Source organism: Enterococcus sp. HMSC076E04 (assembly GCF_001814285.1).
In the GTDB taxonomy this organism is placed as follows: Bacteria; Bacillota; Bacilli; order Lactobacillales; family Enterococcaceae; genus Enterococcus_B; species Enterococcus_B lactis.
Genome location: NZ_KV815607.1, coordinates 12,103 through 30,316, shown reverse-complemented (window position 1 = coordinate 30,316; position 18,214 = coordinate 12,103). Strand labels below are relative to the sequence as shown.

Sequence of the window (18,214 nt, the reverse complement as noted above, 5' to 3'; positions counted from 1 at the left end):
CCGTTCAGCTCCGAGTCACAAGGAACAATTTCAATAAACAGTTTCTCATGTTTGTTGAATATTGTGACTTGTGGCTGAGGAGTAGGCATGAGAACACCGTTTATTCGAAAAAAAGGATTGTGATAAGAATTTTGTCACAATCCTTCTTGTCTTTTTTTTTGAATAATCACTTTTTCTTCTCTTTTTCTTATATACTATAAGTAGTAAATAGTTTGAGAGAAGAAAGGTGACTGATTATGGCGCAAAATAGTATTTTTAAGACAAGTTTTGCAAGCGTTTATCCTATGTATGTAGCAAAAGCAGAGAGAAAAGATCGTACAAAAGAGGAAGTAGATGAAATCATTTGCTGGCTGACAGGTTATTCCCAAACAGAACTAGAAGAGCAACTACAAAAACAAGTGACTTTCGAACAATTTTTTGCGGAAGCCCCTGCCCCCAATCCTTCTCGTTCTTTGATTACAGGTGTTGTTTGTGGTGTGCGAGTAGAAAACATCGAGGATAACTTGATGAAAGAAATTCGTTATTTAGATAAAATGATCGATGAGCTAGCAAAAGGCAAAAAAATGGAAAAGATCCTCAGAAAATGATCTTTCTTAAGAAGCTCTTCTCCTTCACTCATTTTGTAACGTTTGATTTGGTAAAATGACTAGTTCACGTTAAAATAAGTCAAAGGAGGTTTTCTTATATGTTTGAGACGATTAAACAAAATATTCAAAAATATGCCTTATTAAGAGCTGCTGTTTATATTATTTCTGGGATTGCGATTGTGCTAAACCCTTCTGCTGTTTTTCATTTTATCGGTTATCTGATCACTGCCTATCTTGTTTTGCTTGGGGTGTTGAATCTTTTTGAGGCTTACCGTTTTAAAAGGAAAACAGGTTCTTGGAGTATCGGTCTGTTTAGTGGTCTTTTTTTCCTGATCTGTGCGCTGATCGTTTATGCTTTTGCACCTGCAATCGTTTCTATCCTGCCGATTCTTCTTGGATTAGCTGTTATCATCAACAGCTTGTTCCAGTTGTTCTTCAGCATGAATACAAAAGCTAAAAGTTGGAGTGTTTATAGTATTCTGTTGTTGATTGGCGGATTCGTCTTATTGTTTAATCCATTCAAAAGCTTGATGGTTCTATTTCAAATATTCGGTTTCATCTTGATTTTCATGGGTATCCAGGAAATCATCAATTTTATCAGAGTAAGAAAAATGACTATACGTTAATCGTTTTTAGTTATTAAAATAGACTGTTTAAAAACCAACAAACCAAAAAATACTTTTGGATTGTTGGTTTTTTATGAGTATATTTTCCTATTTTTTCAATAATATATGTTATGCTAAGTTCGGGCTATATTTTATACAAAGGAATGATGAGAATGGAATTTATTGGTATTTTATGCTTGATATTGATTTCAACAACGATTGGCTCGCATATCTCTAGGAGATTAGGTATTCCAGCAGTAATCGGACAATTACTTGTTGGTGTTTTGCTAGGACAAGCTGGATTGAATTGGGTCAAACCGGATATTCTAGTCCATGACTTCTCGGAGATTGGTGTAATCTTATTGATGTTTTTAGCTGGTCTGGAAAGTGATTTATCTCTTTTGAAAAAATATTTCCGACCAGGCATGTTCGTTGCTTTACTCGGAATCATCTTCCCTGTTGTTTTTGGTTGGCTAACAGGCGAAGCATTCCAAGTTTCGGGAAATGAAGCAATTTTCTTTGGAATTATTCTTGCAGCAACTTCTGTCAGTATTTCAGTTGAAGTATTAAAGGAACTAAACGTGGTGAATACGAAAGAAGGCTCAACTATTTTAGGTGCTTCTGTTGTAGATGACATTTTAGTCGTTTTAGTCCTAAGTTTCAGTCTATCTTTTCTCACTGGAGAAGCTTCTAGCAATGCTTCTTTACCGCTTGTTTTGATTGAACAACTCGTTTACTTTGTTTTTATTTTCTTATTAGTCAAATGGATTGCACCCTTCTTGCTTTCATTTGCAGAAAAAGTGTACGCAAATTCTTCTATTATCATCGTATCGCTAGTTATTTGTTTAGGTATGTCATACGTAGCGGATCTTGTAGGTCTTAGTTCTGTCATTGGTGCCTTTTTTGCTGGGATAGCAGTCAGTCAGACAAAGGTCAAAGAAGAAGTATACCACAATGTTGAAGCTTTAGGATATGCAGTATTTATACCAGTATTTTTTGTCAGTGTAGGATTAGAAGTTGATTTTTCTGACTTTGGTGAGCAGCTTCTCTTTATTTCTATATTGACGCTTGTAGCAATTTTGACCAAATTGCTTGGAGGGTATTTTGGTGCTCAGATTGCCGGTTTTTCTCAACATAGTTCATTGATGGTCGGTGCTGGTATGATTTCGCGTGGAGAAATGGCTTTGATCATTTTGCAAATTGGACAGCAAAGTCAATTGATCGAACCACAGTACTATTCACCTTTAGTAATCGTGATTTTATTAAGTACACTTATTTCCCCACTTGTTCTGAAATATTTTACAAAAAAAGTTTATGAAGTGTGAGTGACCCAGAAAGTGGTCGTGAACCTGTCGTTTATGCGAAAAAAGGACTGTGACGATACCGTCACAGTCCTTTTACTATAGTTATGAAGTCGTTCTTTATTGATAATTTTGGTTGAGGTATTGTAATAGTTCGGGTGCTCGTTTAGTTGCTGAATCATCATCTTCTTTATTTTCCAACATGCTAACCATCATATATCCTTGGTTATCAGGGTTGAAAGCAAACAAGAAACTGTTCTCTTTCCCTTTTTCATCCTGTTTTTCTTTGATTTCCGCTGTACCAGTTTTCGCTGCCAATGGAATCCCTAAAGCAGAAAGAGAATGTGCTGTACCATTTACATCTTGCACAACTTCTCTCAGATCTGGCACGATCGTTTGTACTGCTGTTTCGCCGATGACATTCTTCTTATCTTTTGTCTCTTTATCTGCAATCAATTTAGGATAGACAAGTGTGCCATTGTTGGCAAAAACAGAATACATTGCTGCTTGCTGGATAGGATTAATTAGAAGTTCGCCTTGTCCATATCCAGTATCAGCTAGCAAGATATCTGAATTAAAGCTCTCTTCATTAGAAATTTGTGCTGGATTCATACTGATTGGCAAATCAAGGTCTTCACCAAAAATGAATTTATCCAAACCTGCACGGAAATTCTTCTCCCCCATTTTCAACGTTTCTTGCGCCATATATATATTATCGGAATAAATCAAAGCAGTTTTTAAGTCTACTTGTGACACATCACTAACACGAGTTACTTGATACGATCCCCAAGAACTATCTTTTTGCCATTTAAGCCCGTTGATCGTCAACACTTCATTTGGATCGATAGTGCCGTTGTCGAGACCGATTGCTGCTGTGATCATTTTAAACGTAGATCCAGGAGCATAACCTGTCGCAAATCGGCTGATGAATGGTTGTTCAGGATTTTCTTCATAAGCTTTGTAGTCTTCTTGTGAGATCCCGTTTGTCATTTTGTTTGGATCATAGCTTGGAGAGCTAGCAAGCGCAAGAAGATCACCGGTTTTTGGCGTTGTCGCAACAGTCGATCCAGCTTTTCCTCCTAGACTGTCGAAAGCTGTTTTTTGTGCCTTTGCATCGATTGTCAATTTGATATCTTTTCCGTTTTGGACTTCATGCTCGATCAGAACCTTTTTCTCGACACCGTCTGTATCTGTGATGCTTAATTTTCCACCTGTAGTCCCACGAAGATCCTTATCAAAAGCCATTTCCAAACCAGATCGTCCGATTTTTCCATTACTGCTTAATTCTGGATTTTTATCAATATCTTCTGCTGTGATATCTCCCACGTAACCAATCAGTTGAGCAGCTGCTTCACCCAAAGGATAATATCTGCCGTCTACTTCTTGGATGGTAGCTCCAGCTGGAAGTTCTGGCGTTGCTCCATCAATGATTTTCAATGGGACAAAGTAATCGGGTTGTACCCAGCTTTGTGAAATAGCCTGATTGATAGCATCTTCTGTTAAGTCGAATGCAGAAGCAATGGCTTTGATATTGGCTGTTTTTTCGTCCCCATCCCCAAGTTTGCTTGGAACGACTCCTAATTGTTTTAGTTTGCCGGTTGTTGCTAATGGTTCCCCATTTCGATCTAAAATGTTCCCTCTTGTTGCTTCTTGCGTGGTCAGACTTACTTTGTCATTTCCTTCCATTTCTGGAAAAACCAAGTTAGGCTGCCAGTTGATCGTGGTTTTTCCATCATTTCTGTCTAATGTTCCTTTATAAGAAAGATCTTTCAATTCACCTAATGAGGTATTCATCTTTGCTTTATATGAAAAGCTATAAGTAGAATCATCTTTTTTATCTACTTTTAGATTTGATATCTCAAGTCCTTTGACATCGGCAGCACCGTATATATTTTGGTATTTTTCTAAGATCTCTTTTTCAGATAATGCACTTTTATTTGCTGCCTTTTTCGATGCCATTCCTGCAGCTTTGTTATAATCTCCTTTGTTTAAAGCTTGGACAAATTGCTCAACCGTCTTTTCTCCAGCTTCTACTGCTTGGGTTTCTTGGTAGTGCCGGTAGTAAAAATAACCGCCACTTGCAGCTACTATTAAAATCACTGCGCCGGCAATATAAGCGCCTGTTCGATTTTTGCCGTGCTTGTCACTTCTTTTCATTTTTCCCTCCTTCTTTTGCTTGTTATTCCTTTATTTTCACTATTTATACCTGTTTATTCTAACATAATAAAAGAAGTCAGAACATAACATAAATTGTTATTTCTAACTTCTTTTCTTTTATTTTCTTTACTTAATTATTCAGAAATTTTTTGATTGCTTCTTGGTTTTTGGTCAAATCTAATTCCAGAACACTTCCGGAAGGCGTATTGTCGTTGAAGTCCCAACTGCCGTCTACTGGTACGGATAATGTATCGATCTTTTTATTATCGTCTTTGAGGAAATCCATACCGCAATCCAGTAGCACACTCTCAGGAAGGTTCGTTTGGATACTGCCAAGTAGTTTTCCCACCGCTTTCGGTAATTTAAATATCGAAGTGACGTCTTTCAGCTGCTGAGAGATAGCTTTAATCACTTGTTGCTGTCTTCTAATCCTCCCAAAGTCTCCTTCTTCGTCTTCACGGAATCGAGCATACTGCAGTAACGTATTGCCATCCATTACTTGCTTCCCTTTTTTTATATATACGCCATCTAAATCTAAAGATTTTTCTGCATCAATCTTTACTCCATCAGGAAACAGTTCATTGACGCAATCGATAAAATCTTGAAATGTGATACTTGCATAATACCGGGCTTCAAATTTGAAATTTTCCTTTAATGTTTGGTTCAATAAATCAACTCCTCCGTAAGAGTACGCTGCATTGATTTTATCCATTCCGTAACCTGGTATATCGACATATGAGTCTCTCATGATAGAGATTAGTTTTGCTTGTTGTGTTTTCTGGTCGTATTGTGCAACCATAAGTGAATCTGAGCGACCATTTTCGTCTTTCGAACGGGCATCCGAACCAATCAAAGCCACGTTTAGTGTGGTAGGGACACTTTTCGGATCTACCTTTTTTACAGTTGAGGTCTGTTTTGCAGACGAAAATCCATGGACAAATTCAATCGAAAAAAAGCCGACTACTAGTGTAAGCAGTAACAAAACAGATAATATGATTTTTTGAAATACTTTCATTGCGAATTCCTCTTTCTAAAAAGAATCTCTCGCTTGAAAAATAAAAGATAGTCCTTTATGATAATTCAAACTGAGAGATTCTCAGTTTCTCTTTATTGTTTTTCAGGTCGATAGAGCGGCAACTCTTCGGCCTGTATCTTCGAAGAAATATTCAACGTGATCCCGATCCCTAAAGAAAGGATCAGATAACTTGTTCCTCCATAACTAACAAATGGTAATGGCACGCCAGTCATTGGCATAAGCCCTGCGATACTTCCCACATTCGTTATCGTCTGAACGAATAGCAAAGTTCCGAATCCTAAAAGAAACAATCCAGCTTGCTGATTTTTACAACGACTGCTTAAACAAAAGATTCTCATGCATAATGAGAATAATAAGAAAAGTACACACAATGCACCAATTAGCCCAAGCTCTTCTGTAATGATCGAAAAAATAAAATCTGTTTCTGTCTCTGGAAGATATCCCTTTTTTGTGATACTGTTTCCTAATCCTCTCCCCCATATGCCACCATTGTATAGTGCATAAAACGAATGAGTCATTTGATAGCCCGCACCATGACTATCTATGAAAGGATCTCTTAAAGTTGCAATCCTTTCATAAGCATGATTGAACATCTGGGGAAGCCAGCCTTTGTTTCCTAAATATAATACTCCGCCGGCTGCTCCAATCAATAAGGCAGAAAAAGTAACAATCAGATAGATTCCTTTTTTAAATGGAACTGCTGCTGCCCAAAAAATGACCCACGCAATCGAAAGAATCATCAATGCTCCAGCAATCTTTGGCTGGAATAAAATCAACAAAGTTATGCTTACTGTAATCAGGAAAGGTTTTTTTAGATTTTTTGGCGGATTATTTCCGTCACGAAAAAACCAGCTTAGATAAAAAATCAGAAAAAGATTTGCTAATTCTGAAGGCTGGAATTGAATGCCAAACAGAGAAATCCAACGTTGTGCGCCATTGACAGTGACACCGAATATTCCTACTCGTACTAAGATCAAAAAGAAAATCGATAAAGCTAAACCATATCCTGCTATTTTAGGGTGATGTAAATAGTGCAGTTTGATTGAACGAGCTAAGAAGATTACGCCCCAACTCAAAAATATGAAAATCAGTTGGCGCAATAATAGACTTTTTGTATTTTCATCTGCTTGCAATAAACGATAAGAACTAGCACTGTATACTTCTAAAAGACCGATCATGGACAAAGTCAAATAAGGACCCAAAATCCACCAATCGATCTTTTTTCTTTTTTTCACCGCATCTCCTCCTCCCACAGTAATCCACTTGTCAGGTAAGGAGCGAGTTTGTCTCTTCAAATAAGTCAGTCTTGAAACTATAAAGAAAAGGCCAGAAACCTTTTCGAACAAGAATTCTGACCTAGCATCATCTCATCGTCCGAGTTTTAGCACTATACAACGTAAAGAAAACATTCTTAGCTATTGGAAAAAGCCTTAATCCGACAGTTTCTGTTTTACCCATTGGCGACTTTCGACGTTTCTGGGCAATAGCCTATGTTTGTATAGGAGCCTCACCTAACAAGGTTATTACTATATTCTATTTACGAGTCCATGATAGACTTTTCCTAATGAATAGGCAATGAAATTTGAAATGAAATAGTGAAATTTAACAATCTTTAATATTTTTTAGGAAAAAATAACAAATAACGTAAAAGAATCCCAGCGCAGTTTCGTTCAATTGTGCTAGGATTCCTTGATAATCTTTTTATTTTTAGTGTTTTTTTATATGATTTTCACTTTTCGGAATAAATGTTTATTTGTTTAAGTAATTGAATAAACCGCTAATCGTCTGGTCTGTTAATCCTATTTCTTTGCCGTCTAAAGTAACTTTGGTGACGAAAAAATGATCTTGTAATGGCGGAACTTCTAAATACTGCCCTTGCAGAAAATCATTCACTGTCTCGTATTCTTTTCCCATTTCTTTTGAATCTGCTGATGGTTTATAACTTATTTTTAACATAACTATTACTCCTTCTTATTGGGGACGTGCGATCGTGAAAATTTCTCCTATTGCTGCATAATCATTTCCTGCCAAACGGCTTATAGCATTCAATTCTCTTGGATCGATTCTTCCCGTCTTTTCATCATAAACTGTTTCATTCAAATGATATTTCTGTACTTCTAGCAAAAATAAATCAGCTGTTACTTTATTTTTATTCCGTATCTCGACATGTTCATATAAGGTTGTCTCAAAACGAACTTTTGCTTCTGTCAATGCTGGTACTGAAATGATTGCTGAATCCGTTAAAGTCAATTCAGTCAAGTGTAGTTCGCTTTCCTCATTAGGCAGATTAGCAGCTGTTTTATTTGCTTCTTCTACGTTGTCCTCATCAAGGATATGGATGACCGCTTCTCTTGTCTCAAGAATGTTTTTTGCTGTGTCTTTTACTGTATCTTGTTTTCTCTGGATCGCCAAGGATAAGATAGGTGGATTCGAACTGACAATATTAAAGTAACTGAAGGGTGCGATATTCACTATATCATTTACGGATTTAGTCGTTACTACTGCAACCGGCCTAGGGATAACTGAACCAATCAGCAACTTGTAATTTTCACGTTCTGTCAATTCTGAAGGACTTCGTTCAAACATGGTCTCGCCTTCTTTCTATAAAATACGCTAAAAAGCAGATCTGCGAAGACAAAAGGAAAAGCAACGCTTTCCTCTTCTTCTTAGAAACTGCTTTAAACTATCTATTAATTTTTCTTTTTTGTCAAGAATCTGTGCCGTACGTGTTTTTTAGTTCTTTGCTTTATTCGCGGCTTCGACATATCTTTTAGTGATGAATTGTGGACGGGTGATGATAGATCCAATCACGACTGAAAAAGCACCTAATTCATAGGCTTTCTCTACGTGTTCTGGAGAGTCAGTATGGCCTTCCATGACTACTGGTATATTGACTTGTTCTATGATCTGATTCAACAAATCAAAATCAGGCTCCTGTGTTTTTCGAGAATATTCTGTATATCCTGCTAATGTCGTAGACAAAAGATCAAAACCATCTTCTTGCGCTTGAAGCGCTTCCGCAAAAGTCGAAATATCTGCCATGGCTAATCGACCGTGATCGTGGATCATTTGGACAAGCTCAGCTGTTGTTTTTTCTGTCGGACGTTTACGAGAAGTTGCATCCAGTGCAATGATCTCAGCTTGCGTCTCCAAAAGTTCTTTCACTTCTTTTTCTGTCGCAGTAATAAATACTTCTGATCCATCGTAATCTCTTTTGATAATCCCTATTACCGGCAAATCAACGATTCGCTTGATTTCATTGATATCTTCTGTTGTATTTGCGCGAATACCAACTGCTCCGCCTTCTTTTGCAGCCAAAGCCATTCTCCCCATGATAAAAGAACTGTGTAATGGCTCATTTTCCAAAGCTTGACAAGAAACGACAACCCCACCTTTTATTTTTTCCAGTACATCCACACTATCTCCTCCAATGACGTTCTCTAGAAATACATCTTCTTATAAAAATGTAACCCTTTTCTATCTAAGAGTCAATAAAGTAGCTATCCTTTTTCTTTTAGCAAGCCTTTCTTGCTAAAAGAAAATTACTTCAAACTCTTCATATACGATTAGCTTCTCTTCTGTAAATGCCAAGTTCAGTGCTTCTTTGTAGACATGCTTGAAAAAGTCAGTATGGACTTTCCGCCAATAGGCTAACGTTCGATCTCCTTCTCCTTCTTTCCAAGCATGTTCTTCCGTGATTTCACTAAAAGGCAAGATAGTCACATTTATATTTTTGATGATACAAACTGGTTCATTTTTTCCATTCAGAACCACATCTAACTGACCCACTTTTGGTAAAGGTTCCTTCTCTTTTTTATATAGATCATATCCACTTGATGTACCGGTTTTTATTTTTTTTACAACTAACTCACTCAATTCATCTGCCATTTCTTCTGTATTCCCAAATGAAAAAAAGCTTAGTTCTTCTGATTGATACCTAGGATATTTTTCTTGAAACTTTTTGAAATATTCTTCTACTTTTTGATACATAATAGCATCTACTCCTTTGTTTCGTATAATAAAAACCATCCAGATACTAGTATAAACGATTATCTGGATGGAAAATACGATGGATTATTGAATATTTAAGACACGTAGACTATCCTCAACGATTTGGCTTGGTGTCAAATGATAACGTTCATAAAGTTTAACTGTTGGAACACTATCTGTGAATTCTTTCTTTGCACCGAAATTCAGCACATGCATTGAAGAATCACCATAATAACGACTGATTTTTTCACCAAATCCGCCTGATAAACTACCATCTTCTAATGTGATGACTAATTCATGGGCTTCTTTTAATTTATCTAATGTTTCTACATCATTTTCTGTGATTGTTCCTGGATTGATCAATGTTGCTTCGATTCCTTTTTCTCTAAAAGCTTCCACTGTTTCTTTTCCTAGTCCAAGAAAACCACCTAAAGCTAAAATTGCCACTTTTTCGCCTTTATTCACTGTCTGATAGGCTGGAATACTGTAATCATTTGCGATAGCTTTACCATGTTCCACACCGTGAATAGGGATTCGAATAGCTACAGGCTGTGCTGTTTGCTCAAAAGCCCAATCTAGCATAGAGATCATATCTTCTTTTGTTGCTGGAGCAAGATATTTGATATTCGGGATACTTGATAAATAAGGAATGTCAAACGTTCCTTGGTGTGTTCGATCACTAGCAGAGATCGTTCCGCCACCAACTAAAATGATGACTGGATTCTCGTTGATTGCTAAATCATGTGATAATTGATCATATGCCCGTTGCAGGAAAGTACTTGATTGGAAGACGACTGGACGTACTCCCTGAGAAGCCAAAGCAGAAGCAAACGTAATGGAATGCTGCTCGGCGATCCCCACATCAAAATAATGATCTGGATGTTTTTCTTGGAATGTTTTCAGTCCAAAGGCGCCTGGTATTGCTGCATTGACAGCGGCAATAGGTGCTGTACTTGTTTGCACTTTTTTATCCAGATAATCCATGATGATCGTATTGAATGTTTCTCCAGAAGCTGCCTGTTTTGCTTCTCCTGTAGACAGATCAAATGGGACGTGCCAATGATATTTCATTTTATTATCGATCGCTGGCTGATAACCGCGGCCTTTTTCCGTATGTACGTGAAGTACGATTGGATGATCAATATCTTTTACTTCTTCAAATAAACGGATCACCGTTTCTAGGTCGTTTCCATCATCCACATAGCGATAATCAAATCCCATAGCTTTAAATAGGTTATTACTGCTTTCACCGTGAGTTTGACGAAGCTCTGCTAAGTTCTGATATAAGCTACCGTGGTTCTCATCAATAGACATCTCATTATCGTTTACTAATACGATTAAATTGGTCTGTAAAGCGCCGCCGTTGTTCAGCCCTTCAAAAGCTAAGCCGCCACTTAGTGAGCCATCTCCAATAAATGCTACCACATTTCCTGATTCTTTCTTCAAATCTCTGGATTTAGCCAACCCAGTAGCTAAGCTGATAGATGTAGATGTGTGACCCACTGTAAAATAATCATGTTCACTTTCGTGTTGATTGGAATACCCGCTTACTTCATGGTAATGTCCTTTTTCAAAGCCATTTTTCCGACCAGTTAGCAGCTTATGACCATAAGATTGATGGGAAACATCCCATACGATTTTATCCTTAGGTGAATCAAATACATAATGAAAAGCGATCGTTAATTCGACTACACCTAGATTCGGACCAACGTGCCCACCTACATCGCTGTCCTTTTGCAAGATCTTTTGGCGCATTTCTTCTGCCAGCTGTTTCATTTCCTCAACAGATAACTTTTTGACATCTGCTGGACTATTGATTGTATCCAATACATGTAATGCTGTACTCATTATACATTCTCTCCTCCGTACTATCTTCTTTTTAGTTGAAAATAGATTTGTAACACTTTATCTATTCTACTCCTTAGAGTTGACTCTAAGTCAATAGTATTTTTAAAAAAATTCAGAGAAAGTTTGTTATATAAGTAGTTCTTCGCACAAAACAGATCACAAATAAAAAAACTTCTACAGTCTTTTAAAAAGCTCTGTAGAAAGTTGATTTTTGTCTTGCTTTAAGATTTCCTCAAGAAATATGTTTTTTTAATAAATGAAGCTCTTGAGCAATACGATACAAAAGGATGTTTGCGCCTTTTAACGAGATAGGATAGACCTTTGTTTTTTCCGTTTCCAAACCAGTTTGATAGCTAGCAGCATCGCATAAAACCACTCGTTTTTTTGAACACAAACATTCATCAGGTAATTCTTCTAAAGAACGAAATAGAATGGGGTTTATTTCAGCCATATCTTCTTCAGCATACAAATGAAATTGAGTTCGATAAAAAAATTGTTTGACTGAACTTTCTGAAACAACAAATATTTCTATCTCTTGCTGTATCATCTGTTCTCTGGTAATCAAAGAAAGACTCTTAACAAATTTTCGGATGAAATTATCATTCCATCTTAGATGAATTTGGTTTTTCTTTTTCCAATCGTCTAGCACTTCTACTATTTTTCTGTATAGAAGCTGTTCTTTTTCTGACAGTAGATAGATTCGTTCCGGTAAAAATACTTGACCGTCTGCCCACAACGCACGGACAAATTGTAAAAAGGATTGCTTAAAAATAAAATTGTCTGCATCATCGATTTCAGCAACTGGGAGAATCTGTAAAATCAATTCATTGAGTGACAGGTCATTGAGAACAAAATTTTTATACACAACTTCGAAATCTTTTCTTAACAGCTCCATGTTCTCATTGGTATAATTTCTGCTATTGAACAAAGAGAAAATATAATAGATATCTTCTTCCTGTAAGTGTAACATCCCTTTTTGCTCTTCCAATCCTTGACAGACTAATTGAAATAATGGCTTCGTCTCCGCACTTTTCTTATCTTCTTCTTTCAGTTCAAGGGGAAACGTCTTTCTTCCAATTGCAATCTCTATTCCCCGTATGATAAAGGACTTTTCATCTTCCGAATATCTCCTTTTAAAAAAATGAGTCTCTACATAATCGATCAGCTCGTTACAAGCTTCTTCTACATGTGGATTTTTACTCTCATATCCTTCCCAATTGATATAACGTACTAAAGCTAGCAGAATATTCCGCGAATCAAATTCTGGAATAATGATTTCTTTATTTTTCAAATAATCATTTTCTTTGAAAAAATCCAAGACGCTCTTTTTGATCGTATATACTTTGCTCAAAGAAATAAATTCAAGATCAGCCAGTTCTGTACTCGTGAATATGCCCTTGAAATAATAACTTAAAAACTTTAAAAAATAAGATTGACCATACAAAAATTGCGTAAGCTCAGAAAGAGCGATCCCTCGTTTAAATATAAGTTTGTACTTATGCTTCTCTCTTATTTTTTCTTTTATGCAATATTCCAAACACTCGGCTAGACTTTCTAGATCATGAAGGATCGTCGGTGTGGTCACCCCTAGTGAAATAGCTGTTTGTTCGATATCTATTTCTTGGAATTCAAATAATTGTTCGCATAGATACACTTTCCTAAATATATTTCGCTCGATGTATTTTTCCAGCATTCCTGATACACGCCTCCAGTTTTTCTTATAGTTTTATTTAAACATATCCACGAATCGCTTTTTTATTTACTTTTTGTTTAGAAAACCCCTTTCAAAAACCAATAAAAAAGAAGCCGGAACAAAAGTCGGTCAAGCTTACAATCCCAGCTATCGTTTAGATAACTTGGCATCGCTTGGACTTTTACCCCAGCCACTTTCAAGAAAGGTTATTCGAAGATATCAGCATCTAGTTCTTTGACTACGTCCTTCAGTAATTGGATGCCAGCTGCACTGTTACCGAATGGATCTAATGCTGGACTGAAGACGCCTATACCGTAACGATTTGGCACAGCTGCCATCAAGCCGCCACCTACCCCGCTTTTGGCAGGTACACCAACATGGACGGAAAACTCGCCTGATTCATCATACAAACCGGCAGTTGTCATAATCGATTTGACGATCGTTGCACTTTCTTCAGTAATGAGCCGGTTGCCATTCCAAGGAGCGATCCCTTTATTTGCCAATACAGCAGCTAATTTTGCTATACCTGTAGCGGTGACATTGACGGAACATTGTCTGAAATAGGCATCGAGTATCTCTGGAACGTCTCCTTCGATCATTTGATTGCCTTTCATGTAATAAGCAAGAGAGCGATTGATATCACCTGTTCTTGATTCAGAATGATAGATTTCTTCATTTAATGTGATATCAGGATCATCACAGATTTCTTTCATAAATGATATGATCCGTTCAAATTTTTCATCTGCATCTTTTCCCGCAATCAAAGAGGTTGTTGCAATCGCTCCTGCATTAACAAAAGGGTTCATCGGATGTTTGCGATGATTGATCTCCATATTCATGATAGAATTGAAAGCAAATCCGGTGGGTTCTGTGTCGATTGTTTGAAAGACTTTTTCAATTCCGTTATCTTTGATTGCTAATAACAATACGGGAACTTTTGACATGCTTTCGATGGCAAAACGTACATCGGCATCTCCTCCCTCGATCAGTTGTTTTGTATCAAGATCATAAATCGCCATACCTAATTGTTTTGGATCCACTTCAGCTAATGCTGGAATGTAGTCTGCCACTTGTCCCGTTTGATAGTAGTGGAAATTTTTTCCAATCAATTGTTCTAATTCTTTTCCTTCCATTTGAATAACCAGCTTTCATTTTTTATTTTTCTGCATGCTGGAATTTATGACGGCATGCATAGATCGTAAATGGAATAACTAAGACGATAAGATAAGAAACGATCAGAATCGTTTCATAAATCCCATGCTGTCCAGCTGCGATACTTGCAGGTGGAACAAATGAGATACAAAAAGCAAAAAGTGAAGTCAAAAGACCTAAACAAGCAACGATTACTTTTACAACTTTTCCGCCTGGAACCTGATAGGCTCTTTCAAGACTTTCATCTTTAAATACTAACTTCAAATAGCCCGCGAAAAACATAAAGTACAACATTAGGTAAATCACAACAGTCAATGACATTGCTGCAAGAAACGAAAGATTATTCCCCCCGCCACTTAATGTAAAGACGGCTGCCCAGATTGTCGCAACAATCCCATTTGCAATCATCAAATGCGCAGGAACACCATGTGCATTTTCTTTCGCAAAATATTCAGGAAGTAATCCTTCTTCTGCCGCTACGTGAAGTGCTTTTGAAGGAGAAGTTACCCAAGAAGCTATTTCTCCGATGACACCTAAACAAACAAGGATCGCAAGGATTTTCGCAACCCATGCAAGACTTGGATCAATGTGTCTTAATAAAAATTCTAACGATTGGATCACTCCTGTATTAAGAGACAAACCCTGTTGAGGGACTGTAGTAGCCACAGTCAATCCGCCAAAAGTGTCTAAAATGATGGCCAGAATGACCAATACAAACATTGCTAATGGATAATCCTTTTTAGGGTTTTCCATTTCATTTGCATGACTAGCAGATGTTTCTACTCCCATATACGCTAAAATAAAGGAAACAAAAACAACCAGCGTAGGTAATTTTGAAAAATCAGGAATCAATGTTTTCATAGAAAGTGTCGTTTGTAGTGGAGCACCTGAAGAGACATAGTGGATCCCTAAGCCAAACAAGACTAATGCAGGCAATAAGATCCCAGCTACAAAACCGATTCGAGCAATTAAAGAAGTGTATTTGGTTCCTTTTAGCTGAGAGAGCAAAATAGCCCAGAAAATAATCAATAAGATGGCCAATTTCAGAAATTTATTGTTTTGTATAGCGTCGATTCCCGTTGCATAGGATAATGCACCAGTTAAGAAATACAGCATAGTCAAGTAACCAACAGTTATCTCAAACCATTGGAAAAAGATAGCGGCAAATCCAAATCGTTTTCCCAATGTCCGACTGACCCAAGTATAGACACCGCCTTTTTCCCAGCCTTTCACCGTTGCCATCTCTGCTGCACACAATGCCACAGGGATAAACCATAGCAAACCGCCTAATAACAAGAAAAATACTAAACTGAAGCCAGAGGTCGCAAATGTGGGATATTCATATAGTGAAACGACCATTGAGATCGTCATGGCTAAAAAGCCGAAGAACGTTAATTTTTTTGCAGGAATTTTCGTTTTGCTTTGTTGCATGAATCTTCCTCTTTTCTATTTGATTTTGTTTCAATTGCGTTTGTTACCAAAGAAGAAAAAGTCTAATCCTTCTTCCTGCTCTTCTTTTGTAGTAGTGATCGTTGTGAAATGCATGGCTGATTTTAGAATCGCTGTTGTTAGCACATAGGCATACACGGCAGTAATGATGACACCAATCACTTGGATTCCTAAGAAGTACCAGCTGCTTGGATTTGTTAATAAATGGCTGTTAGATGCAAAAATTCCGATCAGAATCGTCCCTGTGAATCCGCCCATTCCATGGACGCCCCACACATCAAGTGCATCGTCCCATTGTTTCTTTTTACGAAAATCAACAGCAGCATGACAGACGATTCCAGCAATGATTCCGATCAACATAGCACTTTTTGCTTCTACATAACCAGCACAAGGCGTAATGGCTGCCAATCCAGCAACGGATCCTGTTAGTACGTCGACAAAATCAAAGCCGTTTCCTTTTACTTTTGCAATAATCAACCAAGTAACCATCGCAAATGCAAGAGCGATGAATGTTGAACCAAATGCATTGACTGCTTGATTATCTGCTCGAAGTGCACCACCAGAGTTGAAACCGAACCAGCCAAACCAAAGTAGACCTGTACCGATAGCAGCTGCCATAAGACTGCTATGCTGATTTCTTTCGCCCATAGGAATCTTCCTCTGTCCAAGTGTGAGGATGCATGCCAATGAACCGAATCCAGCTGTCGTGTGGATGACTGCTCCGCCAGCGAAATCTCTAAATCCCATCTGATCCAAAAATCCGCCGCCCCATATCCAATGGCAAACAGGGAAGTAAATCAGCAGGTTCCAACAAACAACAAGGATAATATAGCCTTTTAAATTCAGTCTCCCTGCAAAAGCTCCTGTCATCAAAGGAACAGTAATCACGATAAACATCAGTTGATAAAGAAAGAACATCAAAAATGGGATCGTCGCTCCATGGAACATGTTGGGGAAGCTTGTAACATGTCTCATCAAAAAGAAATCTGCCGGATTTCCAATCATACCGCCAATATCTCGTCCAAATGCCAATCCGAATCCACCGAATATCCACATGATCGTTGTTATCCCAACTGAGAGAAAAGATTGAGTCATGATCGTCAGTATATTATTCTTTCGTGCCAGTCCGCCGTAAAAAAATGCTAAACCAGGAGTCATCAAGCAAACCATTGCTGTACATAAAATCATGAATGCTGTATCTCCTGTATTGATAGGTAATGTATTCATTTTTTCGCCTCCTTTCTACGTTTACGAGTATAAAAGAAAATCTACTTGTATTTTTCTTCTGTTTTTTTGAATACATTCTTGTATTTATAAAAGACAGACAATCAATAAAAGCTTGGTGTACTGTGCTTTTTATCGTTTTGACCAAATAAAGACAAAAAAATAAACGCTTTTCTTTTATAGAAAACCGTTTATTTTCGTCTTTTTTTATTTTTCAAGCTATTTTTTCATAAGGAATAAAGAATACTTCATATAAAAAAGAACCGCAGCAAGTTTCGCTGCGGTTCTCAAATGTGTTCTTCATTTCAACATAAGTTTTTCTTCAATTTGCTTATAATTTACGTGCAAAGAATGAAACGACTAATACTAAAATGATTGCACCAATCAATGATGGAATGATAGCCATTCCTGCAATTGTTGGTCCCCAAGTTCCTAATAAAGCTTGTCCAATGGCTGAACCTACTAAACCAGCAATGATGTTTGCGATGATTCCCATTGATGATCCTTTATTCGTGATTGCTCCTGCAATTGCTCCGATGATACCTCCGACGATTAATGCCCAAATAAATCCCATTTTAAATTCCTCCTAACTGACTTTTTACTTCTTATTGTACACGTGGTTCGTTATTTTCTTTGACTTTTTGTGCACCTTTGCCTACAGCAGCTTTTGCCTTATCTGTTTGGCGTGAAGCAAATTGTCCTGTTGATTTTGCTGCTTCTGTTACTTTGTCTTGTACTGTTTCTTGATCTTTTTGGTATTCTTCTTGTGTTTTGATGTCTGCAACATTCACATTTACTTCGATAACATCTAAATGTGTCATATTGTTTACTTCAGTACTGATCAATTCTTTAATTTGGTTGTAGATGTCTTCGATGTCTTTACCGTATTCTACAATCACATCTAAATCCACAGCTACTTGTTTCTTTCCTACTTCTGTATTGATACCTGCTGTTACATTATCTGTGTTGACTAATTTTTCAGCCATATTTGAGAAGAATCCGCCATCTAATGTCAATAGACCGTCTACATCTTTCAATGCATAGCCGATGATTTTTTGGATAACTTTGTCTTCATAAGTCAATTCACCATTCATCATGCGGTTTTCCCCTTTTTCATTTGCCAAAACTGATCCATTTGTTGTGTTCATGTTTTTGTTTTCCATCTTTGTTTC

General features: G+C 37.3%; 17 protein-coding genes and 1 riboswitch. Of the genes, 3 read left to right on the top strand and 14 right to left on the bottom strand.

The genetic code is table 11. From position 1 onward, the window contains the following. Positions 1-236: 236 nt before the first annotated feature. The 3 genes from HMPREF2961_RS08630 to HMPREF2961_RS08620 all read left to right on the top strand — a co-directional run bounded on the left by HMPREF2961_RS08630 (position 237) and on the right by HMPREF2961_RS08620 (position 2,517). Positions 237-587, top strand: a complete 351-nt coding sequence (locus HMPREF2961_RS08630) for a DUF2200 domain-containing protein (RefSeq protein WP_070704572.1) — start codon at positions 237-239, stop codon at positions 585-587. A gap of 98 nt (positions 588-685) precedes the next feature. Beyond that, positions 686-1,213: an HdeD family acid-resistance protein gene (locus HMPREF2961_RS08625; RefSeq protein WP_002306663.1), complete on the top strand. Its 528-nt coding sequence runs from the start codon at positions 686-688 to the stop codon at positions 1,211-1,213. A 152-nt stretch (positions 1,214-1,365) separates the two neighbouring features. Then, positions 1,366-2,517: a cation:proton antiporter gene (locus HMPREF2961_RS08620; protein ID WP_002319954.1), complete on the top strand. Its 1,152-nt coding sequence runs from the start codon at positions 1,366-1,368 to the stop codon at positions 2,515-2,517. Between the two features lie 96 nt (positions 2,518-2,613). Here the strand turns inward: HMPREF2961_RS08620 and HMPREF2961_RS08615 are convergent, their stop codons facing one another. The 14 genes from HMPREF2961_RS08615 to HMPREF2961_RS08550 all read right to left on the bottom strand — a co-directional run bounded on the left by HMPREF2961_RS08615 (position 2,614) and on the right by HMPREF2961_RS08550 (position 18,205). After that, positions 2,614-4,650 carry a penicillin-binding protein PBP4(5) gene (locus HMPREF2961_RS08615; RefSeq protein ID WP_002306661.1) on the bottom strand — a complete coding sequence of 679 codons (2,037 nt, stop codon included), beginning with the start codon at positions 4,648-4,650 and terminating at the stop codon, positions 2,614-2,616. A 130-nt stretch (positions 4,651-4,780) separates the two neighbouring features. Beyond that, positions 4,781-5,665: an LCP family protein gene (locus HMPREF2961_RS08610; RefSeq protein WP_070704570.1), complete on the bottom strand. Its 885-nt coding sequence runs from the start codon at positions 5,663-5,665 to the stop codon at positions 4,781-4,783. Positions 5,666-5,757: 92 nt separating this feature from the next. Continuing rightward, on the bottom strand, positions 5,758-6,921 hold the full coding sequence (locus HMPREF2961_RS08605; protein ID WP_070704568.1) for an FtsW/RodA/SpoVE family cell cycle protein: 1,164 nt from the start codon (positions 6,919-6,921) through the stop codon (positions 5,758-5,760). Positions 6,922-7,045: 124 nt separating this feature from the next. After that, positions 7,046-7,212: riboswitch (M-box (ykoK) riboswitch) on the bottom strand. 223 nt (positions 7,213-7,435) lie between these two features. Further along, positions 7,436-7,642, bottom strand: coding sequence for a hypothetical protein (locus HMPREF2961_RS08600; RefSeq protein WP_002314976.1), 207 nt, complete (start codon positions 7,640-7,642; stop codon positions 7,436-7,438). A gap of 15 nt (positions 7,643-7,657) precedes the next feature. Next, positions 7,658-8,272: a flavin reductase family protein gene (locus HMPREF2961_RS08595; RefSeq protein WP_002306657.1), complete on the bottom strand. Its 615-nt coding sequence runs from the start codon at positions 8,270-8,272 to the stop codon at positions 7,658-7,660. A 147-nt stretch (positions 8,273-8,419) separates the two neighbouring features. Beyond that, on the bottom strand, positions 8,420-9,103 hold the full coding sequence (locus tag HMPREF2961_RS08590; RefSeq protein WP_025477246.1) for an N-acetylmannosamine-6-phosphate 2-epimerase: 684 nt from the start codon (positions 9,101-9,103) through the stop codon (positions 8,420-8,422). A 114-nt stretch (positions 9,104-9,217) separates the two neighbouring features. After that, positions 9,218-9,676 (bottom strand): ASCH domain-containing protein, encoded by a 459-nt coding sequence (locus HMPREF2961_RS08585; protein ID WP_070704566.1) that lies wholly within the window; start codon positions 9,674-9,676, stop codon positions 9,218-9,220. An 84-nt stretch (positions 9,677-9,760) separates the two neighbouring features. Continuing rightward, positions 9,761-11,524: a 1-deoxy-D-xylulose-5-phosphate synthase gene (locus HMPREF2961_RS08580; RefSeq protein WP_002309181.1), complete on the bottom strand. Its 1,764-nt coding sequence runs from the start codon at positions 11,522-11,524 to the stop codon at positions 9,761-9,763. A 232-nt stretch (positions 11,525-11,756) separates the two neighbouring features. Then, entirely contained in the window at positions 11,757-13,217 is a 1,461-nt protein-coding gene (locus tag HMPREF2961_RS08575) for a hypothetical protein (RefSeq protein ID WP_025477245.1), read from the bottom strand. Between the two features lie 206 nt (positions 13,218-13,423). After that, positions 13,424-14,350, bottom strand: coding sequence for a glutaminase A (gene glsA, locus HMPREF2961_RS08570; protein ID WP_002314972.1), 927 nt, complete (start codon positions 14,348-14,350; stop codon positions 13,424-13,426). Between the two features lie 22 nt (positions 14,351-14,372). Next, a complete protein-coding gene (locus tag HMPREF2961_RS08565) occupies positions 14,373-15,800 on the bottom strand; it encodes an amino acid permease (protein ID WP_002306647.1) in 1,428 nt (475 codons plus the stop codon). Between the two features lie 30 nt (positions 15,801-15,830). Beyond that, positions 15,831-17,045, bottom strand: coding sequence for an ammonium transporter (locus tag HMPREF2961_RS08560; protein ID WP_002313728.1), 1,215 nt, complete (start codon positions 17,043-17,045; stop codon positions 15,831-15,833). Between the two features lie 328 nt (positions 17,046-17,373). After that, positions 17,374-17,616 (bottom strand): GlsB/YeaQ/YmgE family stress response membrane protein, encoded by a 243-nt coding sequence (locus HMPREF2961_RS08555; RefSeq protein WP_002290686.1) that lies wholly within the window; start codon positions 17,614-17,616, stop codon positions 17,374-17,376. Positions 17,617-17,647: 31 nt separating this feature from the next. Beyond that, positions 17,648-18,205: an Asp23/Gls24 family envelope stress response protein gene (locus tag HMPREF2961_RS08550; protein ID WP_002290684.1), complete on the bottom strand. Its 558-nt coding sequence runs from the start codon at positions 18,203-18,205 to the stop codon at positions 17,648-17,650. Between the last annotated feature and the right edge of the window lie 9 nt (positions 18,206-18,214).